This is a genomic window from Polaribacter sp. Asnod1-A03 (assembly GCF_045063585.1).
Taxonomy (GTDB): Bacteria; Bacteroidota; Bacteroidia; order Flavobacteriales; family Flavobacteriaceae; genus Polaribacter.
In genome coordinates, this window is sequence record NZ_JBEFOE010000009.1 from 1,192,551 (window position 1) to 1,217,773 (window position 25,223).

The window sequence follows — 25,223 nt, forward strand, 5'->3', positions numbered from 1 at the left end:
TATCTTACTGATAGTTTTTAGGCATTTTTCTAATCTTAGTAAATTGTTCAAAAGCATAACCTATTTCTAAAAGATTTCTTTCAGAAAAAGGCTTGCCTATAAAAGTTAAACTAATTGGTTCTCCTGATTCTTTGTAACCCATTGGTACTGTTAAAGTAGGATGATTAGTAACTGCTGCAATACCAGAATGATAATTATTTATAGACAAAATAGCATCTAAATTTTGATTTTCTAAACTTTGTACAAACTTTTCTCCTTCAGTTTTTAAATCCATTTTTACAACCTCTAATTCTTTTAAAGAGGTAGAATCACTTATAATTCCTTCAAACAATTGCTGTCCATAAGGCGCTCTTAACAAAGAATCTTTTAAATTGAAGTCAATAATAGTTTGAATGTCTTTGACAGATAATGATTTACTTGCTTTTTTAGATAAATACTCTGGCAAATCATGCTTCATATCTATATTTAAAAGCGTTAAAAACCTTTTAAAAGAAATTTCTGAAGGTGTAATTTCAACAATGTCTACACCTAAATTTTTTAACTGTTTAATTGTAGATGCATAAATTGAGTCTGATAATAATGGTTTTAAAACTCCCAATCTTTTTCCTTTAAAAGTATTTTCAAATCCATTTTTAAGATAATTTATGTCATTTTCTTTCATAGAGCTATCTTCTTCATCAAAACCTTTCATCGCTTCTAATAAAATAGCATTATCAATCACATTTTTAGTCATCGGTCCTGGGGTATCTAAAGTACTAGAAATTGGTACAATTCCCGTTCTACTTAACACCCCAATTGTTGGCTTTAATCCTACTACAGAATTTAAACTAGAAGGAGAAGTTATAGAACCAGAAGTTTCTGTTCCTACTGCCGCAACAGCAAAATTAGCAGCTACTGTTACACCACTTCCAGAAGAACTACCACCTGTTTCAAACTCACCTCTTCCGTAAGGGTTTAAGGTTTGACCACCAATTGCAGAATAACCTAACGGACATCCCGAACAAAAGAAATAAGCCCATTCACTTAAATTTACTTTTCCTAAAATTAATGCTCCATTACTTTTTAATTTTTCAATAATAAAAGCATCATTTTCAGTATTATTATTTTTAAGTGCAATAGCTCCTGCTGTTGTTGGCATGCCGTTTGTATTAATATTATCTTTTAATAAAATTGGCATGCCGTATACAGAATAATCAGACAAATCTGTTTTTTTTGATTTATCTTTTTCTCTCGCTTCATTTACCACATCTGGGTTTAATGCGATAATACTGTTTAAAGATAAAGTAGAATCGCTCTCAAACTTCCTAATTCTATACAGATAAAATAAAGTTAACTTCTCATAAGTTAATTTACCTTCTTTAACACTTTTTTGGATTGATGGTATCTCTTGTTCTAAAATTAATGGTTTTAAACTCTGATATTCTTCTTCAGAAAAAAGTGCCAAATCCTCATCAAAAGGTTTAAAAACTTTATTCATATCTAAATATTTAGATTGAATCAATTTAAACTGCATTCTACTCTTTTTATGCTTCTTTTGCTTTTCTAATGCTGCAATTTCATCATATTTTTTAAAAATAATAACTGTATTTTTTTCCTTTTGATTACAGCCATATAGAATTGTAAAGGTTATTAATACTAAAAGTAATTTTTTCATTATCTAAAATTTGATTCTCAAATATACCTAATTCGTATTTTATTTCTTAATGATGATAAAATTTAACATTATATAGCAATTCTATCATTCTTTCTTTTAAAAAGGTTTTTTAGAATAATTAACAAAACTAAAACATACTAACTAGTATTTTTATTTAACTTTGTCTTATGCAACAAGAAATAAAATCAGAAATCACAAAACAACTTATCATTGATAAGGCTTTTAAATTGTTTTATGAAAATGGTTTTAAAACAACGAGTATTGATAAAATAATGAAAAAAACCACCTTAAGCAAAGGTGCTTTTTATCATCATTATAAAAGTAAAAAAGAACTAGGCTTAGAAGTTATTAGTTTAAAAGTAGAAAAAAGAGTTGTAGACGGAATGATTTCTCCTTTAAAAAAACCAGGAAATGCATTTAAAATTCTAGAAACTGTATTTGTAAATCGATTAAAAGAATTCCCTTTTTACGATAAACAATTTGGATGTCCAATGAATAATTTAATTAATGAAATTGGTAGTGATGAAATCGCTTATCAAAATGCTTTAAAAAAAATTATTGAAAATTGGAAAACCATATTGGTAGCTTTAATAGAAAGAGGAAAAAGTGAAAACTCTATAAAAAAAGATATTTCTAGTAAAGCAGTTGCTATTTATTTAATTAGTGCTTTTGAAGGAATTAGAGGTATTAGAAAACTTTATAATGACGACGTTGTTCTCGATGAATTTACGTCTGGGTTAGCCTTATACCTAAATAAAATAAAAAAATAATTTTTTTTTACAAAAAACATACCAACAAGAATGTTTTATAATAAATATATAATATGAAAAATAACAGAAGAGATTTTATTAAAAAATCATCAATACTAGGGTTAGGTTTAGCTGCTACTCCTAAATTCGGAACAACTACAGTTAGTAAAGAAGACAATAAAAAAGAACAATTAAAAAGACCTAAAGTGTTATTTTTTGATGTTAATGAAACATTGTTAGACTTAACAACCATGAAAAAAAGCGTAGGAAATGCTTTAGGTAATAGACCAGATTTATTGCCATTATGGTTTACAACAATGTTACAATATTCTTTAGTAGAAACTGTTGGTAGACAATATAACGACTTTGGTATTGTTGGTTCTGCTGCGCTACAAATGGTAGCTGCAAACAATAATATAAAATTAACAGCAGAAGAAGCAAAAACTGCAATACTGACTCCTTTACGTTCTATTCCACCACATCCAGAAGTAAAAGAATCTTTAGCAAGATTAAAAAAAGCAGGTTATAAATTGGTTTCATTTACAAACTCCTCTAATATTGGTGTTGAAACGCAATTTAAAAATGGAGGATTAATAGAATATTTTGATGAAAGATTAAGTATAGAAGATATGGGAAAATTTAAACCTCATACAGATGCTTATGATTGGGCTGCAAGAAAAATGGGAATTCAAAAAAATGAATGCTTATTGGTTGCTGCACATGGTTGGGATATTGCAGGTGCTTTATGGGCAAATTGGAGAGGTGCTTTTATTAGCAGACCTGGTGCACAATTATATCCACTTGCACCAGATCCAGAAATTAATGAATCTGATTTAAAATTAGTTACTGATAAATTAATTGCTTTAAATTAATATTACAAGCCAGTTAATAAATTTTTTAGTTATTATAAATTTCTTTATTTAAAAAAAGAATCTACAAACTCATGTTTATTAAAAACTTGTAAATCATCTATACCTTCTCCTACTCCAATATATTTTACAGGAATTTTAAATTGATCTGAAATACCTATTACAACACCACCTTTTGCTGTACCATCTAATTTAGTTACCGCTAAAGAAGTTACTTCTGTTGCTTTTGTAAATTGTTTTGCTTGTTCAAATGCATTTTGTCCAGTAGAACCGTCTAAAACTAATAACACATCATGAGGAGAATCATCCACCACTTTTTGCATTACTCTTTTAATCTTAGTTAATTCATTCATTAAATTAACTTTATTATGTAAACGACCAGCAGTATCAATTATTACAACATCTGCATCTTGTGTAACAGCAGATTTTAATGAATCGAAAGCTACTGAAGCTGGATCTGACCCCATTTCTTGTCTTACAATTGGCACATCTGTTCTGTCTGCCCAAACTTGTAATTGATCTATTGCCGCAGCTCTAAAAGTATCTGCTGCACCTAAAACTACTTTTAATCCTTGCTTCTTAAATTGTGATGCTAATTTACCTATTGTAGTTGTTTTACCAACTCCGTTTACACCAACAACCATTAAAACATAAGGCATTTTATTACCATCTTTATCTTTAGGTATTTGTGGTATTACAAATTCTGTTTCGTTACCAATATTTGTTTCTGACAGTAAACCCGCTATTTCTTCTCTAAGAATTCGGTTTAACTCATCTGTACCAACATATTTATCCTTAGCAACTCTTTCTTCTATTCTCTCTATAACTTTAAGTGTTGTATCTACACCCACATCCGACGCTACTAAAACTTCTTCTAAGTTATCTAAAACATCATCATCTACCTTAGACTTACCTGCAACTGCTTTAGTTAGCTTACCAAAAAAACTTTCTTTAGACTTTTCTAAGCCTTTATCTAAAGTTTCTTTTTTTTCTTTTGAAAATATTTTCTTGAAAAAACTCATAATCTGTTTTTATATTCTAATAAAATACCTTAAAAAGTATGCCATTAGTTTGGTTTGGTCAAATTGTCATTAAAGTTGCCTGAGTTAGCGATTGAAACGATATCCTTTTTTGAGGTACGAAAAAAAGATATAGTGTAAAGCGCGACCTTTAGGTAACGCCCAAAAATAAGCAATTCTAATTCATAAAAAAAGCTACTTTCTAAATTAGAAAGTAGCTTTTATATTTTTTATTTCGTAAAACTTACTTTTTTGCTAAAAAGTCGTTTACTTTAGATGGATCCATAATTGCTTCTACAAACATGTAAGCTCCTGTTTTTGGAGACTTTACCATTTTTATAGCTTTACTTAATCTTTTTGATCCTGTTTGTAACGATGCTACTGATTTTTTTGCCATTTGTCTAAATGTTTTAATCTATGTGCTCTATTCTGAGTTCTAGATAGTTTAATTATTTAATTTCTTTGTGAACAGTCATTTTGTTTAAAATAGAATTGAATTTTTTAATTTCCATTCTATCTGGAGTGTTCTTTTTGTTCTTTGTTGTAATGTATCTAGAAGTACCTGGTTTACCACTTGCTTTGTGTTCTGTACATTCTAAAATTACCTGAACTCTGTTTCCTTTTTTTGCCATCTCTGTATAAAATTTTAGTTAGCGTAAGCTTATTTAGTTAAAAACCCGTTAGCTCTAGCTTCTTTTATTACTGCAGAAATTCCTTTCTTGTTAATGTTTTTTAAAGCAGATGCAGATACTTTTAAAGTAATCCATTTATCTTCTTCTGGAATGTAAAAACGCTTTGTCATTAGATTAGCGTCAAACTTTCTCTTAGTTCTATTTAAAGCGTGAGAAACGTTGTTCCCTACCATTGCTTTTTTACCTGTTAATTCACAAACTCTAGACATCTTTTCGACAGTTTTATTAGTGTTATCTCTAAACGAGGTGCAAATTTACAAATAATTATTATTCCTAACAAAATAATTTTACAAAAATTTAAATAATTTCTTTTTGTAAGATTTCTAAGGCTTTACTTACTGTTCTATTTATTACTTTTTCTCTTGGTTGCCCAAAATTGAACTCTTTTACAACCTCTTTATCATCAGAAACCAAAGCAATATAAACAATACCAACTGTTTTGTCTGTAACATCTGTTGTTGGCCCTGCATTACCTGTTACTGCAATTGCGTAATTAGTCTGTAATTTATCTTTAACTCCTTTTGCCATTTCTAGAGCCACTTCTTTACTTACTACAGTAAACTTTTCTACTGTTTCTTTATTTACACCCAATAAATTAATTTTTGAATCTGCAGAATAAGTTACAAAACTGCCTTTATAATAAGCAGATGACCCTGCAACAGAAACTAAATTTGCGGCTACTTGTCCGCCAGTTAAACTTTCTGCTGTAGCTATTGTTTTATTTTTTCTTTTTAGTAACTCTCCTACTCTTTTTTCTAAAGAACTATCATCATCTAAACCTGTTATAATTTCTGGTATTAATTGATAAACTTCTTCTACTTTATCATTCAATTCTTTTTGAAGAATTTCTTTATTATCTCCTTTAGCAGATAAACGCAAACGAACTTTACCAAAAGAAGGTAAATAAGCCAGTTTTATATAGGATGGTAAATTGTTTTCGAAATCTTCAATTATTTCAGCAATCATGCTTTCACCTTTACCATAAGTCATAATTGTTTTATGAAGGATAAAAGGTAATTTAAATTGTTGTTGAATTCTTGGTAGAACTTCATCTGTAATTAAACCTTTCATTTCGTAAGGAACTCCAGGAAGTGACACAAAGACAGTTTCATTCTCGTAAAACCACATTCCCGGTGCTGTACCTAACTTATTTTCTAATAAAGTAGCTTTTGATGGTAATTGTGCTTGATATCTTTGAACATCATTAAAAGGATGATTTACTTTTATAAACATCTCTTTAATATGTGTTATTACTTCTGGATATTCTATTAATTTATCATCATTAAAGTACTCTGCAATTGTTTTCTTTGTGATATCATCTTTAGTTGGGCCTAAGCCTCCTGTAAGAATAACAATATCTACTCTTTCTTGTGCTTCTTTTAATGCATTTAAAATATGCTGTTTATCATCTTGTATAGAAGTTATTTGATAAACAGAAACTCCTATTTTATTTAATTGTTGACCAATAAATTGTGAGTTTGTATCTACAATTTGACCAATTAAAATCTCATCTCCTATTGTTATAATTTCTGCATTCATTCTTTTCCTATTTCATTTACATCAGTATCATTTCTATTTTCTTTTGCTAATTTTTTTCTAAAATACACAAATAGAATATACGGAATTACGATGCTTAATATGATTGATAAGTTTTTGTTATAATCATACGATTCGCTAATTTTAAAGTCGTTAATAAAACCGTAGATCAATAAATAGATAAATCTAATTGTTATTGATATAATAAAACCGTACAAAAAATAAAAAGTTTGATTTTTTTGATACCTTTTTGCTAAGTAGACAAAACAAATCCCTATAAATATTGAGGCTATTATTTGAAAAATAAAATTCAACTATTTTATTTAACTCTAATATTAAAAGCCTCTTTACCTTCAATAACTCCTTTTAAACTATCATTTTCAAGAACTTTACCAACTCCTGCTGGTGTTCCTGTAAAAATAATATCTCCTTTTTTTAAGGTAAAATATTGAGATACATAAGCAATTAATTCATCTGTTTTCCACAACATAGCATTTGTATTTCCATCTTGTACAATTTCATCGTTTTTATACAATTGAAATTTCAAGTTTTCTAAATCAAATTGTTCTTTTGGATAAAACTCTCCCACAACAGCACTCCCGTCAAACGCTTTTGCTTTTTCCCAAGGCAACCCTTTTTCTTTGCATTTTGCTTGTACATCTCTTGCTGTAAAATCGATTCCAAGTCCTATTTCATCATAATATTTATGTGCAAACTTTGCATCAATATGTTTACCTACTTTATTAATTTTAACCAAAACTTCTACCTCATAGTGAACATCATCAGAAAAAGGTGGAATAAAAAATGGATTTTTTCTTGGTAAAATAGCAGAATCCGGCTTTAAAAAAACAACAGGATTCTCTGGTCTTTCATTTGCTAATTCTTCTATATGCTTTGCGTAGTTGCGCCCAATACAAATTATTTTCATAATCAATTACTAATTTAAAATTATGAATTACAAATTATTAAAATTTGTAATTAACATTTCGAAATTAAAAAACTATTCTCCTGCTTCTGGAAAAACTACCGCTCTATTACCAGAAACAATTATTTGATGATTTAAGTGATTTTTAACCGCTCTTGCTAACACTAATTTCTCTATGTCTGCACCAATTCTTTTTAATGTAGTTGGTGTACTTTCATGCGTAACTGGTTTTACATCTTGCTCTATAATTGGTCCTTCATCTAAATCTTCAGTTGCATAATGTGCAGTTGCTCCAATTAGCTTTACACCTCTTTCATAAGCTTTTTTATAAGGATTTGCTCCTTGAAAAGCAGGTAAAAAAGAATGATGAATATTGATGATTCTTTCTGGATAATGGTTGATAAAATCTGAAGATAAAATTTGCATATATCTTGCCATAATAATCAAATCTATATCACTAGAATCTAAAAGCTGAATAACCTGAGCTTCTTGTTCTTTTTTAGTCTCTTTTGTAACCGGTAAATGATAAAAAGGAATATTAAACATTTCTGCTATATACCTTAATTTGTCATGATTGCTTATAATCATTTTTACATTACAATCTAATCTTCCTTCTTTAGAACGTTCTAGTAAATCATATAAATTATGACTTGTATGCGAAACCATAATGGCTACATTTTGTTTTTTATCGCCATAATTTACAGACCAATCTATTTGTAAAGGTTCTGCTAATTGTAAAAAACTATTTTCTAACTCCTCTTTAGATATGTTCGTTCCATCAGCATTTAAACGAATTCTCATAAAATATGTATTTTCTATAGAATTTACATATTGCTGAGAACTTAAGATATTAAATCCTTTTTCATAAAAAAAACTAGTAATTTTAGCTACCAATCCTTTTTGATCTGGACATTTTATTAAAAAAGATACTACTTGTGATTCCATTTTTCAATCGATTATAATAATATTCTCGATATAAACTTATTCATTCTCCATAAATTCACTCGAACTGACAACTGTTTACTGTAAACTACTTACTGATTTATGGTATCCATTTTTTAGGAAAGTTTGGTTTTCTTTTTTCTAGAAAAGCATCTCTTCCTTCTTTTGCTTCATCTGTCATATAAGCTAAACGAGTTGCTTCTCCTGCAAAAACTTGTTGACCAACCATTCCGTCGTCTGTTAAATTCATTGCAAATTTTAACATTTTTATAGAAGTAGGACTTTTGGCTAAAATTTCTTGTGCCCATTCGTATGCGGTATCTTCTAACTCACCATGCGGAATAACAGCATTTACCATTCCCATTTCATAAGCTTCTTGTGCCGAATAATTTCTTCCTAAAAAGAAAATCTCTCTTGCTTTTTTCTGACCAACCATTTTTGCTAAATAAGCAGAACCATAACCTCCATCAAAAGAAGTTACATCTGCATCTGTTTGTTTAAAAATAGCATGTTCTTTAGATGCCAAAGTTAAATCGCAAACAACATGTAAACTATGTCCGCCACCAACTGCCCAACCAGGAACAACACAGATAACTGCTTTTGGCATAAAACGAATTAAACGTTGAACTTCTAATATATTTAAACGATGATATCCATCTTCGCCAACATAACCTTGATGTCCACGTGCTTTTTGATCTCCACCAGAACAAAAAGAATACACACCATCTTTTGTACTTGGCCCTTCGGCAGAAAGTAAAACTACACCAATATTTACATCTTCTCCGGCATCATAAAAGGCATCATACAATTCTGATGTTGTCTTTGGTCTAAAAGCATTTCTTACATTTGGTCTGTTAAACGCTATTCTTGCCACTCCATTACATTTTTTATATGTAATATCTTCGTATTCTTTAACGGTTTTCCACTCGGGTTGAATCATAATTTTGTATTTTGGTCGTTCTAATTAAAGAACAAAATAATAGATTACAAAAATAAAGGTTCAAATTTATGATAAAGAAATCGTTCTCACTAATATTTATCCTTTTTTGCTTAAATGCGTTTTCTCAAGAGATAATTGAAAAAAATTTAGGATCAGACATTTTAAGAGCTTTCAGAGAATTAAAAATCTACTTACCCGAAGGTTATGTTATTAACAACACTAAAAATTACCCTTTAGCTATTGTTTTTGATTCTGAACAATTATTTGATGCTTATGTAGGAAACTCGGTTTTATTTGCTGCAAAAGATAAAGCACCAAAACAAATTGTTGTTGGTATCTCTATGAAAGAAACTAAAAAAAATGATACTTATTTTGATTTAGACACAGGCAAATTAACACAAAGCAATTCTAATTTTTATGAATTTGTTAGAGATGAAGTAATTTTTTATATGGAGAGCACGTTTAGAACCTCTCCTTTTATTAGTTTAATAGGAGAAGGAACTTCTGCTAATTTAATTTCACATTTTTTAAAAGAAGAAAAACCTTTTATAAACTCTTATGTTTGTATAAATCCAACGTTTTCAAATTTTGTAAATCAAGAATTTGATTCTTACAATTTAAAAAAGTTCTCTAAAGAAGATAATACCTTTTATTTATACATTAATAATTCTACTTCCTTTTCTACACAAAAGCAAACCAAAATAGAAGAATTACAAAATAGCCTAAAACCTTTAGATTTTAAAAACTTTAATATTATAAATGATAATATAGTTACAACTAGCAGTACTTCGGCTATAGGAGAAGCAATTCCTAGATCTTTAAATCAAATTTTTCAAATTTATTCCTCTATATCTAAAGAAGAGTTTGATAAAAACATTAAAGACTTATCTCCATTAGATGCTATCGAATATCTAGAAAACAAGTATTTAGAAATTGAATTTCTTTTTGGTAGTAATTTAGAAATTAGAGATAGAGATATTTATGCTATAGAAAAAATAGTTATTGAAAAAGAAAATGGTGATAAATTATTTGAATTAGGAAAAATGATTTTAAAAAGATTTCCTTCTTCTCAATTAGGTGATTATTACATTGGTAGATATTACGAAAGTAAAAAAGACTTTAAAAAAGCATTAAGACATTATAAAATTGGTTATGGAAAAATGGACCCTTCTGATCCTAATTCTGATAAATTTTACGAAAATGTTTTAAGATTAGGCTCACAATAAAAGACAATAATATTTTTATAAAAAAAGAGAAACTTAATAAAATATTAAGTTTCTCTTTTTTTATAATGTAAGAAAGTAAATTACTTTACCAACTCTATTCTATCTTCTTTAATTTCAATTAGCTTTTGTCTATACAAATTACCAACTGCTTTCTTAAATGCTTTTTTACTCATTTTCATATGAAAACGAATAGAATCTGGCGAACTTTTATCCGTTAATAATAAAAAACCTTCTCTACTATTTTTAAGTTTTTCTAATACTTTTTCTACATCAGAATCAATAACATTTCTAAAACCTTGTGGTCTTAAAGAAACATCTATTTTACCGTCTTCACGAATATTTTTAACATATCCGGTAACTTCCATATTTTCTTCTAATTCCTGAAAAACTTCACTTCTAAAAAGTAAACCATCATACTCATCATTAATTAAAACAGTATAACCTAAACGTGTTTCAGTTTCAATTACCAAATGCACTTTTTCTCCTTCTTGTAAATTGATATCCCCTTCTTGATAACCTTCTTGTGAATCCATTATTGTATATATTTAAAATATTCTTTTAAAATTAAATCATTTTCTTCACTTGGCGTAAAGATTTCTAAAATTTTTGGTTTTTGCGATGTTTCATAAAAACCTTTTAATTGTTCTTGTACTGTTTCTGTGGAATCTGCCTTTAAATAATCAAAGGCATACATTATACACAAATTTTCTGCTGTTAAATTATGCGGAGTTTCAAAATACTGAATTGCATTTGTAGTTTTTGGTCCTGGAATAATTTTAAAAATTCCCCCTCCAGAATTATTGATTAAAATAATTCTAAAATTCTCAGGAATATTTGCATTCCACAAAGCATTAGAATCATAAAAAAAACTAATATCTCCAGTAATAAAAACAGTCTGTTTTTCACTTGCTAAAGCTGCTCCTATCGCTGTACTTGTACTCCCATCAATTCCGCTTGTTCCTCTATTACAAAAAACGGTATTTGTTTTATCAATAGAAAATAATTGCGCATATCTAATAATAGAACTGTTGCTAATTTGTAATTGAATATTATTAGGAATACTTTCTAAAATTTGCTCAAAAGATTTAAAATCAGAATGTTTTATTTTTGATAAATATTCTGTGTGTTTTATTCTTCTTTTTTCGCGAATTTTCAACCAATTAGATTGATAATTATTCTCTTTTTTTATAATTGATTTGTTAAACTCAGTAAAAAAATCTACAGGTTTTATTTGTATAAATTCTGATAAACAAAAAAACGTATTCATTGCTTTTTTCTCATCAATATTCCAATGATGATTTGGTGGATACTTTCTTAAAAACTGTTTTATTCTCTTAGAAATAATCATTCCACCAAACGTTATTAAAACATCTGGTTGTAAATCTTTAAACTGATTCTCATTCAACGAAAAAATCAACTGATCTATAGAGTTTATTGCTTTTTTATGATGTAAATTTGACGTTGTTTCGGTTAAAATCAACACAGATTCATCATCAGCATACACATCCATTAATTGATGTAATTCATCATCAGGATAATTTACACCAACCACAATCATTTTTTTTTCTGCATCATTCCAAATTTTAGACAATTCATCATAATTTATATGAGAATTATCTAATGAATTCATAGAAATATGCGGAAAATTATAATCTCCCATCTCCGGTACAGTTTCATACAAAGGTTCATCAAACGGAACATTTATATGCACAGGTCCTTTCTGTGAAACTGCTATCTGTAAAACTTCTCCTATTAATTGAGAATTGATTGTTTTAAACTTGTCACTTTCTATTAAATTGGCAGAAAATAAAATATGTTTTTCAAAGACATTTTCTTGGCGAATTGTTTGTCCATCTCCAATATCTATTAAATGTTTTGGTCTATCCGCAGAAATTACCACCAACGGAATATTACTATAAAAAGCCTCTGCAATTGCTGGATAATAATTTAGTAAAGCAGAACCAGAAGAACAAATAATTGCAACCGGTTTTTGAGTTTGTTGTGCAATACCTAAAGCAAAAAAAGCAGCACAACGTTCATCTACTACGCTTAAAGTTTCTATTTCTGGGTGATTAGAAAAACCTATGGTTAAAGGCGCATTCCTAGATCCTGGAGAAATTACAACTTTATCAATTTTAAATTGATGACATGCTGATATTACAATTTGTGCGAGTTCTTTTTTTGGATACATTAAAATAAGTTACAAGGTAGCAAAGTTACAAAGTCAAAAAATTATTAAAGACAAAAAAGCCAGAAAGTAAAAATAACTTTTCTACTTTCTGACCAAATTATATACAAAAACCAACTGCGTTGGTTAATTTCCTTTTTGGTAATCTGCTAAAAATTTAGCCAAACCACTATCTGTTAAAGGGTGTCTTAACAAACCTTCAATAGCGCTTAAAGGCCCTGTCATTACATCAGATCCTAATTTTGCACAATCTATAATGTGCATTGTATGACGTACAGAAGCTGCCAAAATTTGTGTTTCGAAACCATAATTATCATAAATCTGACGAATTTCTGCAATTAAATTCAATCCATCAGTAGAAATATCATCTAAACGACCAATAAATGGCGACACATACGTTGCACCAGCTTTTGCTGCCAATAAAGCTTGTCCTGCAGAAAACACTAATGTTACGTTTGTTTTAATTCCTTTTGAAGAAAAATATTTACACGCTTTTACACCATCTTTTATCATTGGTAATTTTACCACAATTTGCGGATTTAAAGCAGCCAAAGCTTCTCCTTCTTTTACCATTCCGTCAAAATCTGTAGAAATAACTTCAGCAGAAACATCACCTTCTACTAACTCACAAATTTCTTTGTAATGATTAATAATATTCACTTCTCCAGTAATTCCTTCTTTAGCCATTAAAGATGGGTTTGTAGTAACTCCATCTAAAATACCTAAAGCTTGTGCTTCTTTTATCTGCTCTAAATTTGCAGTATCAATAAAAAATTTCATTTATATATATTTAGTTGTAATTGTTATTATTTTTTTGACGTTTGAGCGGGCTTTACGCACTCGTTTTTTTTGTCAAAAAACAAAAAAGAGCTCAAATAAACGCTTCAATCCCTAACGCAAAGATAGTTACTAGATTATAATTTTAAGAAGTGAAATAAAACTATTTTATATCAAATTTAAACAACAACCAAGTTTTAAAATTATAATTTATAATGATTCATTAACATTTTTTCATAAACCCTATCTGGCAAAATACGTTTTAAAACAATAGAAATTTTCTCTAAGAAACCGCCTACTTTATAGTGCATTTTAGGACTTTTACTTTCTATAATTTTATGTACAGCTTTTGCCATTTCTATCGGATCCATTCCGCCACTAACATGTGCATTCATTAAATCTAAATTCATTTGATAATTATCTTTATAAGCAGAATTATCAAAAACAGGTGTGTGATATCTACCTGCAGCAATATTTGTTGCAAAATCTCCAGGAGCAACACAAGCCACTTTAATTCCAAATGGTTTTACCTCCATACTTATTGCTTCTGTTACCGTTTCTAATGCTCCTTTAGTTGCAGAATATAAACCTCTATAAGGTAACCCCATATACCCAGCAATAGAAGTTACGTTTAAAATTGTTCCTGATTTTTGTTTGCGCATTTGTGGTAAAACAGCTTTCATTACATCTACAGCTCCAAAAAGATTGGTATTAAAAACAGTACGCATTTCATCGGTTGGAGTATCTTCAATTGGACCTGTAATTCCCATACCGGCATTATTTATTAAGATATCTAAACTCCCTTCTTTATCAATAATAAAATTTACAGCATTTGTAATTGTATCAACTTTTAAAACATCCAAAGCAATTAAATTAAAAGGATAATTTTCTATGTTTTTAGGGTTTCTACTTGTTCCATAAACCTTGTACCCTTTTTCTGATAAAAATATAGCAATCGATTTCCCTATTCCAGAAGAAGCTCCGGTAATTAATACAACTTTAGACATAATTAGTTTTAAATTTAAAAGTGTAAAGTTAAAAAGTTAGTGTAAAAAACACCCATTTCTAGAACGAAACTTTAGCGCATAAAAAAAGGCAAGCTACCTACATCACACTGCTACAACCTAATACCTTTGCTGCGTTCCCGCCCTGGAGGATTCAAAGGGAGCTAGTTGTGTAGGACTTGCCGGCTGCAAATTTACAATAGATTTTTATTAAAACAATTAAAAAATGCATTATTTTTTTGTAACATTTTCAATAGTCTGACTACTAATAAATTGCTTTGATAGAAATCAATAATTTATAAAAAAGAAAACTATCAAAAATGAAATGAATATATTTGTATAACTATCTAAACTTAACAAAAATGGAAAATCAAGCTAACAGTAAAAGTATTATTTTAAACTACGGTTTATATTTAGGTCTAATTGGTGTAGTAACACACTTGTTATTATATGCAACAGGGCAATTATTAGAATTAAACTGGATAAATAGTATAGTTAGTATTATTGCAATGATTGTATTAATTGTAATTGGTATAAAAAAATACAAAAGTGATTCTGATGGTTTTATGTCTTGGGGACAAGGTGTAAAAATAGGTATGGGAATTACAATGGTAAGTGCAGTAATTACTGTGGTTTACATATTACTTTTTATGAACGTAATAGAACCAGATTTTCAACAACAAGCTATAGAGTTTCAAAAACAAGCTTGGTACGATATGGGGATGACAGAAGAACAAATAGAAGCTTCTTTAGAAATGACGGAAAAATTTCAAACACCGGTTATATCTTCTGCAATGATGTTAGGTTTTTCTGCCTTTTTAGGTTTTGTAATTTCTGCAATAATTGCAGCTATCATGAAAAAATCTGAAGAAGAAACTTATTAAAAAAAACATAAAGCTAAAGAATGTTTTAAAGTTAAAACAAGAAAGTTTGTAACTTTACAACTCTTTAAAAGAAATTACATGGATATTTCGGTAGTAATACCACTTCTTAATGAAGAAGAATCTTTACAAGAATTATACGATTGGATTGCAAAAGTTATGCAATCCAATCGCTATTTATATGAAATAATTTTTATCGATGACGGCAGTACCGATACCTCTTGGGATGTTATCGAAAAATTATCATCAAAAAACAATACTGTAAAAGGAATCCGTTTTCAAAAAAATTACGGTAAGAGTCAGGCTTTAGATGCTGGCTTTGAGCTTGCAAAAGGAAACGTTGTTATTACAATGGATGCGGACTTGCAAGACAATCCAGATGAAATTCCAGAATTATATAATTTAATTATTAAAGAGGATTTCGATTTAATTTCTGGCTGGAAAAAGAAGCGTTATGATAATGTTGTAACTAAAAATATTCCTTCAAAATTATTTAATGCTGCTGCAAGAAAAACATCTGGTTTACAATTAAACGATTTTAACTGCGGACTAAAAGCTTACAAAAACGAAGTTATTAAAACTGTAAAAGTTAGCGGAGAAATGCATAGGTACATTCCCGTTTTAGCAAAAAACGAAGGTTTTACTAAAATCGGAGAAAAAGTAGTACAACATCAAGCAAGAAAATACGGAGTTACAAAATTTGGTATGGATAGATTTGTAAATGGTTTTTTAGATTTAATTACTATTTCATTCTTATCTAAATTTGGTAAAAGACCTATGCATTTTTTTGGTCTTTGGGGTACCTTTATGTTTCTATTTGGTACTACATCTGCATTTTATATTGGCGCAGTAAAACTCTACAAAGTATTTAATGGTATTAGAACTATCTTAGTAACAGATAATCCTTGGTTTTACATAGCTTTAACTTCAATGATCTTAGGAACTTTATTATTTTTAGCAGGATTTATCGGAGAACTCATTATAAAAACAAAAAGTAACGAAAAACACTATAGTATTAAAGAAAAACTCAATTTCTAAACTGTATATTTGTATATCAATTAACTTAAACAATTATAATTTCTATGGACAATATTTTAGACAAAGCAAAACAATGGTTAACAGCAACTTTTGATGCTGAAACTCAAGCCGAAATTAATGATTTAATCACTAATAATCCTGATGATTTAGCTGACAGGTTCTATAAAGATATGGAGTTTGGTACGGGTGGAATGCGTGGAGTAATGGGCGCAGGTACTAACCGAATTAATAAGTATACACTTGGTAGAGCAACACAAGGTTTGTCTAATTATTTATTAGAAAACATTAAAAAAGATGTAATTAGTGTTGTAATTGCTTTTGATTGTAGACATAATAGTAAAAAGTTTGCAAAAGTTGTTGCAGATGTTTTATCTGCTAATGGTATAAAAGTTTTTTTATTCGAAGATTTACGTCCTACCCCAGAATTATCTTTTGCTGTTCGTCATTTAGGATGTGATGCTGGTATTGTTTTAACAGCTTCTCATAATCCACCAGAATATAATGGATACAAAGTTTATTGGGCAGATGGAGGACAAATTGTTCCTCCGCATGATAGTGGAATTATTGGTAATGTAAATGCTTTAGATTTCTCTGAAATTAAATTTGATGCAAATGAAGATTTAATTGAAGTAATTGGTAAAGAAGTAGATGATGCTTTTATTACAGAGTCTGTTAAAAATGGTTCTTTATCTGATGATATTGATCGTAAAAACTTAAAAATAGTTTTTACTTCTTTACACGGAACATCAATTATATCTGTACCTGATGCTTTAGAAAAAGCTGGTTATACAGATGTACATATTGTTGAAGAACAAAGAAAACCAGACGGAGATTTCCCTACAGTAAAATCACCAAACCCAGAAGAGCCAGAAGCTTTAAAAATGGCTACAGATTTGGCGAATGAAACTGGTGCTGATATTGTTATTGGTACAGACCCAGATTGTGATCGTTTAGGGGTTGCTGTTAGAGATTTAGATGGTAATATGAAATTAATGAATGGTAACCAAACAATGGTTGTTATGACAGATTTCTTATTAAAAAAATGGCAAGAAGAAGACAAAATTAACGGTAAGCAATTTGTTGGTTCTACTATTGTTTCTACAGAGTTAGTTAACGATGTTGCTGCTAGTTATGGTGTTGGTACTAAAGTTGGTTTAACTGGTTTTAAATGGATTGCTAAAATGGTAAGAGACTTCCCTGAACTAGATTTTATAGGTGGTGGAGAAGAAAGTTTTGGTTACATGGTTGGCGATTTTGTACGTGACAAAGATGCAGTAACTGCAACTCTTTTAGCTTGTGAAGTTGCAGCGTATGCAAAACAAAATGATAGTTCTTTTTACGAAGAGTTATTAAACATTTATGTAGAAAACAAATTCTATAAAGAACATTTAATTTCTATTACTAAAAAAGGGATGGATGGTGCTGCAGAAATACAGCAAATGTTAAGCGATATGCGTAACAATCCTTTAAAAGAAATAGATGGAGAAAAAATAGAATCACTTTGTGATTATCAAGCATCAACAAAGAAAAATCTTATTACTGGTGAAGTTACTAATATTGACATGCCTAAATCTAATGTATTAATTTATCAGACTGAATCTGGTACAAGAATTGCGGCAAGACCAAGTGGTACAGAACCAAAAATAAAATTCTATTTTAGTGTAAACACTTCTTTAGATGACGAAAAAAACGCTCTATCTACAGAAGCAGAATTAGATGCTAAAATTCAGAGAATTATAAAAGAATTAAATTTATAAATGACATATTTTAAAGACATTATAAAGTTTGCAAAACCTTATCAAAAATTTGCATGGTTAAATGTGTTCTTTAATATTTTGTATGCAATTTTTAATGTATTATCTGTTTTAGGTTTTATTCCTGTTTTAGGGATATTATTCGGTAAAGAAGAAAAAGTACATCAAAAACCAGTATACGAAGGCATTAGTAGTATTTACGACTACGTACAAGGCTCTATCAATTATTCTGTAACCAACATGTTGGAGACAGGAGGCATTGATAAAGCCTTGTTGTTTATTTGTATACTATCTTTTAGCCTATTTTTCTTCAAAAATTTATTTAGATACTTAGCTTCTTATGTTCTTGCCTATCTTAGAAATGGCGTAGTTAGAGATGTAAGAGATAAGTTGTATCATAAAATTTTAGAATTACCAATCGCCTATTTTTCTGAAAAGAAAAAAGGAGATACCATTGCTAGATTAACTGCTGATGTAAAAGAAGTAGAAACTACTTTTTTAACTTCATTAGAAACTATTGTAAGAGAGCCTTTAACAATTATTTTTACACTAATTTCTATGTTTGCAATCAGTGTAAAATTAACTTTATTTGTCTTTATTTTACTACCTGTTTCTGGTTTTATTATTTCATCAATCAGTAAAAAATTAAAAGCAAACTCTTTATTAGCACAACAAGAAACCGGTAATTTTTTATCTTTTATAGAAGAAACTTTAACGGGGTTACGTGTTATTAAAGGCTTTAATGCAGAAGAGAAAATAGAGTCTAAATTTAATGACTCCACAAATAAATATAGTAATTTAATGACCAAAGTTATCCATAGAAAATCATTGGCATCACCAATGAGTGAGTTCTTAGGAGTTACTACAATTATTTCTATTTTATGGTACGGAGGAAAACTAGTTTTAGGTGAAAATAGTGATATGAAACCACAAGAGTTTTTCGGCTATATCGGTTTGTTTTACTTAGTCTTAAGTCCTGTAAAAGCCATTGCTTCTACTTTTTCTGAGATTCAAAAAGGAGATGCTTCTGCAGAAAGAATTATGGAAATTTTAAACACAGAAAACGACATTAAAGACAAACCTAATGCAATTGTTAAAGACAATTTTAAAAATGAAATTGAGTTTAAAAACATCTCTTTTAAATATAAAGATGATTATGTTTTAAACAATTTTTCTTTAACTGTAAATAAAGGAGAAACCGTTGCTTTAGTTGGGCAATCTGGTAGTGGAAAATCTACATTAGCAAACTTAATTACTCGTTTTTATGATGTTAATAAAGGTGAGGTTTCTATAGATGGAGAAAACATTAAAGACATCACAAAAAAATCTTTAAGAGGTTTAATGGGGATTGTTACTCAAGACTCTATTCTTTTTAATGATACTATTGCTAATAATATTAAATTAGGTACAGAAAGTGCAACAGAAGAAGCTATTTTAGAAGCTTCGGAAATTGCAAATGCTAATGAGTTTATCCAAAATTTACCAGAAAAGTTCAATACAAATATTGGTGATAGCGGAAACACACTTTCTGGTGGACAAAAACAACGTTTATCTATTGCTAGAGCTGTTTTAAAAAATCCACCAATTATGATTTTAGATGAAGCTACTTCTGCCCTAGATACAGAATCTGAACAATTGGTACAAGTTGCATTAGAAAAAATGATGCAAAACAGAACTTCTTTGGTAATTGCTCACAGATTATCTACTATTCAGAAAGCTGATAAAATTGTTGTAATGAAAAAAGGTAAGATTGTAGAACAAGGTAAACACGAGGATTTATTGGCTAAAAAAGGAGAATACTATAAATTAGTTTCTATGCAATCTTTATCTTAAAACGATGAAAAGCTTTATAAGTAAAATAAAACGGGTTAAATTATTCTATTATATTAGTAATGCTTTTCTAGACTTATTACCAAAGTTTTTATTTAGAAACAACCTTCAATACTGGTTAAACATACAAAATAAATATCCAAAAGAAATTATTGAAAATAGACTTAATTATTATTTTAATAATGATTTTAAAGATCTAAAAATTCCTCTTGACACAATAAAAATTGAAGATATTAAGTTAAAAAATAACAAGAGTTTTTATTATTACGATCTTATAAAAATTGCTAGATACTTTGATAAAAAACTAAAAATCAACTATAAATTTGGTGATATTGATGTAAATCAAGAAGTACCAACTATTGTAAAAAGCAGACCCATTAATCATAATGGTAATTCTATTCTTTTAAAACTAAATTCTTTTAGACATTTTAATTTTATAGAGGATGATTTACCTTTTTCTGAAAAGAAAAATGAAATCATTTGGCGAGGTATGGTGCATAAGCAAAATAGAGTTTCTTTGGTTGAAAAATTTTATAAAAAACCAAATTTTAATGTTGGTAGCTTAACTTTAGGTAACAGTAAACCAGAATGGGTAAAACCTTTTGTCAATATAAAAGAACAATTAAAATATAAATTTATTCTTTCTATCGAAGGTCATGATGTTGCCACAAATTTAAAATGGATCATGTCTTCTAACTCTTTATGTTTTATGCCAAAACCAAAATTTGAAACTTGGTATATGGAAGGAAAACTTATTCCTAATTTTCACTATGTTCTTATTAAAGATGATTATTCTGACGTAGAAGAAAAAATGAATTTTTATGCTAAAAACACCTCAGAAGCAGAACAAATCATTAAAAATGCAAAAAGCTGGACATTACAGTTTAAAGACAAAAAATTAGAAAAATTATTATCTATATTAATAATAAATTCTTATTTCCAAAAAACCAAACAACTTAAATAACACCATGCATATTTTAATTGTAAATAAAGGGAGTATTCCTGTTACTTTATACGGAGGAACAGAAAGAGTTATTTGGAGCTTGGGTAAAGAGTTAAATAACTTAGGTCATAAAGTTACTTTTTTAGTAAAAAAAGGGTCTTATTGTAATTTTGCTGATGTAATACATATTGATGAAGAAAAAGATATTTTAAGTCAAATACCAGATAATATAGATATTGTTCATTTTAATTTTACACCTAAAAACTTAGAAACACTTACAAAGCCTTATGTACTTACCATACATGGTAATGGTAATAAAAAAGACTTAGACTCTAACGCTATTTTTGTTTCTGAAAACCATGCAGAAAGATATAATTCTGAATCATTTGTTCATAATGGATTAGATTGGAGTGAATACAAAAAACCGACATTAAAAACACCTAAAAATTATTTTCACTTTTTAGGAAAAGCTGCTTGGAGAGTTAAAAACGTACAAGGCGCAATAAATACTATAAAGAAAACAAAAAAAGAAAAACTTAAAGTTTTAGGTGGCGTTCGTTTTAATGTAAATATGGGAATGCGTTTTACTTTTACACCAAGAGCTTCTTTTTACGGAATGGTTGGCGGTGAAAAAAAGTTTGATATTTTAAATGAATCCAGAGGTCTTGTTTTCCCTGTAAAATGGCACGAACCTTTTGGTTTAGCAATTACAGAAAGCCTGTATTATGGTTGTCCTGTATTTGGAACTCCTTATGGCTCGTTATCAGAAATTGTAACTAAAGATGTTGGTTTTTTATCAAACAACGCATCAGAATTAGCTTTAGCTGTAGAAAAATATTCAGAATTTTCAAAGCAAAGATGTCATGAATATGCACAAGATGTTTTTAATGCAAAAGTGATGGCATTGGCTTATTTAAAAAAGTACGAAACTGTTTTAAATGGTAGCAAATTAAATAAAAATAAGCCAAAACTTATAGAACAAAATTCACCTAAATTTTTAGATTGGTCAGATTAACTATTTAGCAATAGTTAAACCTAACTTCTCTCCTTTTTCAACCATAAATTGATAACAAGCTTCGTGTTCATTTGGTATTTTTCCATCTAAAATAGCTTCTTTTATCGCTTCTTTTATTTGACCAATTTCTCTACATGGTTTTAAATCAAAAGTTTTCATAATTTCTTCTCCTGTAACAGGTGGTTGAAAATTACGGACTTTATCTCTATCTTCTACTTCTTTTATTTTTGTTCTTACTAATTCAAAATTATTATGGTAACGTTTAAATTTCTTAGGATTTTTAGTAGTAATATCCGCTTCACACAACGTCATTAAAGAATTAATATCATCACCAGCATCAAAAACCAAACGTCTTACTGCAGAGTCTGTAACTTCAGTTGCTAAAACAATAGGTCTAGAACTTAAAAACACCATTTTCTGAACAAATTTCATTTTATTATTCAGTGGCATTTTTAAACGTTTAAATAATTTATACACCATTTTAGAACCCACAAATTCATGAGAATGAAACGTCCATCCTACTTTAGGGCTAAACTTTTTTGTAGGTGCTTTACCAATATCATGCAATAATGCAGCCCACCTTAACCAAAGATCTTCTGTATTTTTACAAATATTATCTACTACTTCTAAAGAGTGGTAAAAATTATCTTTATGTGTTTGTCCTTCTACTTCCTCTACTCCCTTTAAGGCTACTAATTCTGGTAAAATCTGTTTCAACAATCCTGTTTTTTCTAATAATAAAAAACCAATCGAAGGTTTTGGTGATGATAATATTTTATTTACTTCAACAACAATTCTTTCTCTAGTAATAATCTTTAATCTGTAAGCATTTCTTTTTATAGCTTCTAGAGATTCATCATCAATATTAAAATTTAATTGCGTTGTAAAACGTATGGCACGCATCATTCTTAAAGGATCATCAGAATAAGTTATATCAGGATTTAAAGGTGTTTTTATTACCTTATTATTTAAATCTTCAATACCATTAAACGGATCTAAAAGCTCACCAAAATTATCTTCATTTAAACTTAATGCTAATGCATTTATGGTTAAATCTCTTCTATTTTGATCGTCTTGTAAAGTTCCTGCAGTAACTTCAGGGTTTCTACTATCTTCTGTATAAGATTCTTTTCTTGCTCCAACAAACTCAATTTCAATTTCTTTAAAACGTAACATTGCTGTACCATAAGTTTTAAAAACCTGAACCTTTGGTTTATTTGGTAACAGTTTAGAAACTTCTAAAGCCAAATCTATTCCGCTTCCAACGGCAACTACATCTATATCTTTTGCATCTCCTCTATCTAAAAGAAAATCTCGCACAAAACCACCAATTACATAACTATCTATTTGTAATTGCTTTGATGCTTTAGATATAACATTAAATATTTCTAGTGAAATTGCTTCTTTAAAGAATTGTTTTTGCATGAATTAAGCTTTCTTAAATATTAAAACAGAAATTTATTCTTAAAATAATCTGCTTTTTTAATTTTGTGCAAATCTACTACATAATATATTTTGTGCAAAATAGCTTTCCTTATTTATTAATCTGATTTTAATCGATAATTTTTAATATTTAAAAATACTCTACCTTTAATTTACATTTAATAAAAAAATCATTACTATTTTTGTTTTTATTTTCTATTTATGATGAAACCAAACATATCTGTAATTATTAGTACCTACAATTCTGTTGAATGGTTAAAAAAAGTTTTGTGGGGTTATAACCAACAAACTTATATTAATTTTGAAGTTGTTATTGCTGATGATGGATCTATAGAAGAAACTAAAAATACTATAGATACATTATCTAAAAAGGTAAAATATTCGATTACTCATGTTTGGCATGAAGATAACGGCTTTCAAAAATCTCAAATTTTAAACAAAGCTATTGTTGCGTGTAAAGCTCCTTATATAATAATGTCTGATGGAGATTGTATTCCTAGAAAAGATTTTATTCAGGTTCACGATACCTATAAAGAAGAAGGATATTTTTTATCTGGAGGATACTTTATGTTACCAATGAATGTTTCTAACTTAATCACTAAAAAAGATATTGAATCTAATATTTGTTTTTCTATTGATTGGTTAAGTGAAAATGGATTAACTAAATCTTTTAAAAATAACAAACTAAAACATACTGGACTAAAAGCGAAATTTTTAAATTTTATTACACCAACAAAACCAACTTGGAACGGTCATAATGCTTCTGGTTGGAAAAAAGATATTATTGCTATAAATGGGTTTGATGAACGCATGCAATATGGCGGACAAGACAGAGAGTTAGGTGAACGTTTGGTTAATTTAGGGATAAAATCTAAACAAATTAGATATAGTGCAATTGTTATTCATTTAGATCATCCTCGTGGTTACGCTAATAAAGAAAGTTGGAAAATAAATAATGGTATTAGAAAAAATACTAGAAGTACAAAAGTTAATACTACAAAATATGGTATTGTAAAAAAGTAAACTTTTTATAAAATTATTTAATTCTCTTTTCTAACAATCTTAAACTTACATATTTAATAAAAATTCCGTAACCCTGGAGTGCAGCAATAACAAAACCTCTAAAACCATCTAAAAAACCTAATTTAAAAAAATAGTGAGTTAAAAATCTTGTTTTTGGTTTTATAATAATTTTTAATAATGAAGATTTTTTACCTTTTTTAAAAAGTTCTTTTGCTTGTAGTTCTTTGTAATTTTGAATCTTTGTTAAATGATGACTAAAGTTTTTATAAGAATAATGTTTAATCGGCTCTTCTATTTCTCCTATTTTTCCATTTGCAACAATTTTTTCATGGACCAAACTACCATTATATTTACAAAAATTCTTATCAAATAAACGAATTACTTTGTTGTTACTATAACCACCAAATTTAATTTGTTTATCCATAAAATAGAAGTCTCTATTAAAAGAAAAACCAACAAAGCCTTTAGGACTTTTAACAGCTTGTAAAATTTCTTCTTTCAATTCTAATGAAACTCTTTCATCAGCATCTAAAATATAAATCCAAGAATTTGTAGATTTACTTATCGCAAAGTTTTTTTGAGAAGAAAAATCATCAAACTTTCGTTTGATGATTTTTACATTATACTCTTCTGCCAAAACTACTGTATTATCTGTACTAAAAGAATCTATTACAATAATCTCATCAGCAAAACTAACAGATTCGATGGCTTCTTTAATATGAATTTCTTCATTTAAAGTAGGTATAATAGCAGTAATCTTTGTCATAGTTTAATT

General features: G+C 28.6%; 26 protein-coding genes and 1 other RNA gene. 10 read left to right on the forward strand and 17 right to left on the reverse strand.

The window, feature by feature from the left end:
- Positions 1 to 4 precede the first annotated feature (4 nt).
- Positions 5 to 1,654 carry an amidase family protein gene (locus ACJJVY_RS05755; protein WP_405606053.1) on the reverse strand — a complete coding sequence of 550 codons (1,650 nt, stop codon included), beginning with the start codon at positions 1,652 to 1,654 and terminating at the stop codon, positions 5 to 7.
- Between the two features lie 167 nt (positions 1,655 to 1,821).
- Between ACJJVY_RS05755 and ACJJVY_RS05760 the strand changes: the two genes are divergently transcribed.
- On the forward strand, positions 1,822 to 2,424 hold the full coding sequence (locus ACJJVY_RS05760) for a TetR/AcrR family transcriptional regulator (protein WP_405606054.1): 603 nt from the start codon (positions 1,822 to 1,824) through the stop codon (positions 2,422 to 2,424).
- A gap of 53 nt (positions 2,425 to 2,477) precedes the next feature.
- Positions 2,478 to 3,275, forward strand: a complete 798-nt coding sequence (locus ACJJVY_RS05765) for a haloacid dehalogenase type II (RefSeq protein WP_405606055.1) — start codon at positions 2,478 to 2,480, stop codon at positions 3,273 to 3,275.
- A gap of 44 nt (positions 3,276 to 3,319) precedes the next feature.
- On the opposite strand, the gene ftsY is transcribed toward ACJJVY_RS05765, so the two are convergent.
- The 9 genes from ftsY to ACJJVY_RS05810 form a co-directional block, all read right to left on the reverse strand.
- Positions 3,320 to 4,294, reverse strand: a complete 975-nt coding sequence (ftsY, locus tag ACJJVY_RS05770) for a signal recognition particle-docking protein FtsY (protein ID WP_405606056.1) — start codon at positions 4,292 to 4,294, stop codon at positions 3,320 to 3,322.
- A 241-nt stretch (positions 4,295 to 4,535) separates the two neighbouring features.
- Entirely contained in the window at positions 4,536 to 4,688 is a 153-nt protein-coding gene (locus ACJJVY_RS05775) for a DUF4295 domain-containing protein (RefSeq protein WP_298764974.1), read from the reverse strand.
- A gap of 52 nt (positions 4,689 to 4,740) precedes the next feature.
- Entirely contained in the window at positions 4,741 to 4,923 is a 183-nt protein-coding gene (rpmG, locus tag ACJJVY_RS05780) for a 50S ribosomal protein L33 (protein WP_237588763.1), read from the reverse strand.
- Positions 4,924 to 4,952: 29 nt separating this feature from the next.
- Entirely contained in the window at positions 4,953 to 5,192 is a 240-nt protein-coding gene (gene rpmB, locus ACJJVY_RS05785; protein WP_077809621.1) for a 50S ribosomal protein L28, read from the reverse strand.
- 88 nt (positions 5,193 to 5,280) lie between these two features.
- A complete protein-coding gene (locus ACJJVY_RS05790; protein WP_405606057.1) occupies positions 5,281 to 6,522 on the reverse strand; it encodes a competence/damage-inducible protein A in 1,242 nt (413 codons plus the stop codon).
- Positions 6,519 to 6,692: a hypothetical protein gene (locus tag ACJJVY_RS05795; RefSeq protein WP_405606058.1), complete on the reverse strand. Its 174-nt coding sequence runs from the start codon at positions 6,690 to 6,692 to the stop codon at positions 6,519 to 6,521. The genes ACJJVY_RS05790 and ACJJVY_RS05795 overlap by 4 nt, the downstream gene beginning before the upstream one ends.
- A gap of 146 nt (positions 6,693 to 6,838) precedes the next feature.
- A complete protein-coding gene (locus ACJJVY_RS05800) occupies positions 6,839 to 7,447 on the reverse strand; it encodes a fumarylacetoacetate hydrolase family protein (protein WP_405606059.1) in 609 nt (202 codons plus the stop codon).
- A 72-nt stretch (positions 7,448 to 7,519) separates the two neighbouring features.
- The gene (purU, locus tag ACJJVY_RS05805) at positions 7,520 to 8,389 is read right to left on the reverse strand and encodes a formyltetrahydrofolate deformylase (protein ID WP_405606060.1); all 870 of its coding nucleotides are present in this window, start codon (positions 8,387 to 8,389) and stop codon (positions 7,520 to 7,522) included.
- Positions 8,390 to 8,486: 97 nt separating this feature from the next.
- A complete protein-coding gene (locus ACJJVY_RS05810) occupies positions 8,487 to 9,326 on the reverse strand; it encodes a 1,4-dihydroxy-2-naphthoyl-CoA synthase (protein ID WP_405606061.1) in 840 nt (279 codons plus the stop codon).
- 68 nt (positions 9,327 to 9,394) lie between these two features.
- Here ACJJVY_RS05810 and ACJJVY_RS05815 point away from each other — a divergent pair, with 68 nt between their 5' ends.
- Positions 9,395 to 10,552, forward strand: coding sequence for an alpha/beta hydrolase-fold protein (locus ACJJVY_RS05815; RefSeq protein ID WP_405606062.1), 1,158 nt, complete (start codon positions 9,395 to 9,397; stop codon positions 10,550 to 10,552).
- Positions 10,553 to 10,632: 80 nt separating this feature from the next.
- Here the strand turns inward: ACJJVY_RS05815 and ACJJVY_RS05820 are convergent, their stop codons facing one another.
- The 5 genes from ACJJVY_RS05820 to ffs form a co-directional block, all read right to left on the reverse strand.
- Positions 10,633 to 11,085, reverse strand: a complete 453-nt coding sequence (locus tag ACJJVY_RS05820; RefSeq protein WP_405606063.1) for a DNA-binding protein — start codon at positions 11,083 to 11,085, stop codon at positions 10,633 to 10,635.
- Complete coding sequence (gene menD, locus ACJJVY_RS05825; protein ID WP_405606064.1) at positions 11,085 to 12,743, reverse strand: 2-succinyl-5-enolpyruvyl-6-hydroxy-3-cyclohexene-1-carboxylic-acid synthase; 1,659 nt, start codon at positions 12,741 to 12,743, stop codon at positions 11,085 to 11,087. Before menD ends, ACJJVY_RS05820 begins: the two co-directional genes overlap by 1 nt.
- Positions 12,744 to 12,866: 123 nt before the next feature.
- Positions 12,867 to 13,520 (reverse strand): fructose-6-phosphate aldolase, encoded by a 654-nt coding sequence (gene fsa / locus ACJJVY_RS05830; protein WP_405606065.1) that lies wholly within the window; start codon positions 13,518 to 13,520, stop codon positions 12,867 to 12,869.
- A gap of 200 nt (positions 13,521 to 13,720) precedes the next feature.
- The gene (locus ACJJVY_RS05835; protein WP_405606066.1) at positions 13,721 to 14,524 is read right to left on the reverse strand and encodes an SDR family oxidoreductase; all 804 of its coding nucleotides are present in this window, start codon (positions 14,522 to 14,524) and stop codon (positions 13,721 to 13,723) included.
- Between the two features lie 83 nt (positions 14,525 to 14,607).
- An RNA gene (gene ffs, locus ACJJVY_RS05840) (signal recognition particle sRNA small type) lies at positions 14,608 to 14,706 on the reverse strand.
- A gap of 177 nt (positions 14,707 to 14,883) precedes the next feature.
- Between ffs and ACJJVY_RS05845 the strand changes: the two genes are divergently transcribed.
- The 6 genes from ACJJVY_RS05845 (at position 14,884) to ACJJVY_RS05870 (ending at position 21,982) form a co-directional block, all read left to right on the forward strand.
- Positions 14,884 to 15,405 (forward strand): DUF4199 domain-containing protein, encoded by a 522-nt coding sequence (locus ACJJVY_RS05845; protein WP_405606067.1) that lies wholly within the window; start codon positions 14,884 to 14,886, stop codon positions 15,403 to 15,405.
- A gap of 78 nt (positions 15,406 to 15,483) precedes the next feature.
- Positions 15,484 to 16,440, forward strand: a complete 957-nt coding sequence (locus ACJJVY_RS05850; protein WP_405606068.1) for a glycosyltransferase family 2 protein — start codon at positions 15,484 to 15,486, stop codon at positions 16,438 to 16,440.
- 44 nt (positions 16,441 to 16,484) lie between these two features.
- Positions 16,485 to 18,197 carry a phospho-sugar mutase gene (locus ACJJVY_RS05855; RefSeq protein ID WP_405606069.1) on the forward strand — a complete coding sequence of 571 codons (1,713 nt, stop codon included), beginning with the start codon at positions 16,485 to 16,487 and terminating at the stop codon, positions 18,195 to 18,197.
- Positions 18,198 to 20,027 carry an ABC transporter ATP-binding protein gene (locus ACJJVY_RS05860; RefSeq protein ID WP_405606070.1) on the forward strand — a complete coding sequence of 610 codons (1,830 nt, stop codon included), beginning with the start codon at positions 18,198 to 18,200 and terminating at the stop codon, positions 20,025 to 20,027.
- Between the two features lie 4 nt (positions 20,028 to 20,031).
- The gene (locus tag ACJJVY_RS05865) at positions 20,032 to 20,988 is read left to right on the forward strand and encodes a glycosyl transferase family 90 (RefSeq protein ID WP_405606071.1); all 957 of its coding nucleotides are present in this window, start codon (positions 20,032 to 20,034) and stop codon (positions 20,986 to 20,988) included.
- Positions 20,989 to 20,992: 4 nt separating this feature from the next.
- Positions 20,993 to 21,982: a glycosyltransferase gene (locus ACJJVY_RS05870; protein ID WP_405606072.1), complete on the forward strand. Its 990-nt coding sequence runs from the start codon at positions 20,993 to 20,995 to the stop codon at positions 21,980 to 21,982.
- Here ACJJVY_RS05870 and ACJJVY_RS05875 read toward each other — a convergent pair whose 3' ends face one another.
- On the reverse strand, positions 21,983 to 23,407 hold the full coding sequence (locus tag ACJJVY_RS05875; RefSeq protein ID WP_405606073.1) for a CCA tRNA nucleotidyltransferase: 1,425 nt from the start codon (positions 23,405 to 23,407) through the stop codon (positions 21,983 to 21,985).
- 219 nt (positions 23,408 to 23,626) lie between these two features.
- On the opposite strand from ACJJVY_RS05875, the gene ACJJVY_RS05880 reads away from it, so the two are divergent.
- Complete coding sequence (locus ACJJVY_RS05880) at positions 23,627 to 24,448, forward strand: glycosyltransferase family 2 protein (protein WP_405606074.1); 822 nt, start codon at positions 23,627 to 23,629, stop codon at positions 24,446 to 24,448.
- 13 nt (positions 24,449 to 24,461) lie between these two features.
- On the opposite strand, the gene ACJJVY_RS05885 is transcribed toward ACJJVY_RS05880, so the two are convergent.
- A complete protein-coding gene (locus tag ACJJVY_RS05885; RefSeq protein WP_405606075.1) occupies positions 24,462 to 25,214 on the reverse strand; it encodes a glycosyltransferase family 2 protein in 753 nt (250 codons plus the stop codon).
- Positions 25,215 to 25,223 lie beyond the last annotated feature (9 nt).

Coding starts and splice junctions, on each gene's coding strand:
- rpmG (WP_237588763.1), bottom strand. CDS start 4,923: ATGGCAAAAAAAGGAAACAGAGTTCAGGTAATTTTAGAATGTACAGAA.
- ACJJVY_RS05860 (WP_405606070.1), top strand. CDS start 18,198: ATGACATATTTTAAAGACATTATAAAGTTTGCAAAACCTTATCAAAAA.
- ACJJVY_RS05800 (WP_405606059.1), bottom strand. CDS start 7,447: ATGAAAATAATTTGTATTGGGCGCAACTACGCAAAGCATATAGAAGAA.
- ACJJVY_RS05865 (WP_405606071.1), top strand. CDS start 20,032: ATGAAAAGCTTTATAAGTAAAATAAAACGGGTTAAATTATTCTATTAT.
- rpmB (WP_077809621.1), bottom strand. CDS start 5,192: ATGTCTAGAGTTTGTGAATTAACAGGTAAAAAAGCAATGGTAGGGAAC.
- ACJJVY_RS05855 (WP_405606069.1), top strand. CDS start 16,485: ATGGACAATATTTTAGACAAAGCAAAACAATGGTTAACAGCAACTTTT.
- ACJJVY_RS05765 (WP_405606055.1), top strand. CDS start 2,478: ATGAAAAATAACAGAAGAGATTTTATTAAAAAATCATCAATACTAGGG.
- ACJJVY_RS05820 (WP_405606063.1), bottom strand. CDS start 11,085: ATGGATTCACAAGAAGGTTATCAAGAAGGGGATATCAATTTACAAGAA.
- ACJJVY_RS05810 (WP_405606061.1), bottom strand. CDS start 9,326: ATGATTCAACCCGAGTGGAAAACCGTTAAAGAATACGAAGATATTACA.
- ACJJVY_RS05815 (WP_405606062.1), top strand. CDS start 9,395: ATGATAAAGAAATCGTTCTCACTAATATTTATCCTTTTTTGCTTAAAT.
- ACJJVY_RS05870 (WP_405606072.1), top strand. CDS start 20,993: ATGCATATTTTAATTGTAAATAAAGGGAGTATTCCTGTTACTTTATAC.
- ACJJVY_RS05885 (WP_405606075.1), bottom strand. CDS start 25,214: ATGACAAAGATTACTGCTATTATACCTACTTTAAATGAAGAAATTCAT.
- purU (WP_405606060.1), bottom strand. CDS start 8,389: ATGGAATCACAAGTAGTATCTTTTTTAATAAAATGTCCAGATCAAAAA.
- ACJJVY_RS05845 (WP_405606067.1), top strand. CDS start 14,884: ATGGAAAATCAAGCTAACAGTAAAAGTATTATTTTAAACTACGGTTTA.
- ACJJVY_RS05850 (WP_405606068.1), top strand. CDS start 15,484: ATGGATATTTCGGTAGTAATACCACTTCTTAATGAAGAAGAATCTTTA.
- ACJJVY_RS05775 (WP_298764974.1), bottom strand. CDS start 4,688: ATGGCAAAAAAATCAGTAGCATCGTTACAAACAGGATCAAAAAGATTA.
- ACJJVY_RS05875 (WP_405606073.1), bottom strand. CDS start 23,407: ATGCAAAAACAATTCTTTAAAGAAGCAATTTCACTAGAAATATTTAAT.
- ftsY (WP_405606056.1), bottom strand. CDS start 4,294: ATGAGTTTTTTCAAGAAAATATTTTCAAAAGAAAAAAAAGAAACTTTA.
- ACJJVY_RS05755 (WP_405606053.1), bottom strand. CDS start 1,654: ATGAAAAAATTACTTTTAGTATTAATAACCTTTACAATTCTATATGGC.
- ACJJVY_RS05790 (WP_405606057.1), bottom strand. CDS start 6,522: ATGAATGCAGAAATTATAACAATAGGAGATGAGATTTTAATTGGTCAA.
- fsa (WP_405606065.1), bottom strand. CDS start 13,520: ATGAAATTTTTTATTGATACTGCAAATTTAGAGCAGATAAAAGAAGCA.
- ACJJVY_RS05880 (WP_405606074.1), top strand. CDS start 23,627: ATGATGAAACCAAACATATCTGTAATTATTAGTACCTACAATTCTGTT.
- ACJJVY_RS05760 (WP_405606054.1), top strand. CDS start 1,822: ATGCAACAAGAAATAAAATCAGAAATCACAAAACAACTTATCATTGAT.
- menD (WP_405606064.1), bottom strand. CDS start 12,743: ATGTATCCAAAAAAAGAACTCGCACAAATTGTAATATCAGCATGTCAT.
- ACJJVY_RS05835 (WP_405606066.1), bottom strand. CDS start 14,524: ATGTCTAAAGTTGTATTAATTACCGGAGCTTCTTCTGGAATAGGGAAA.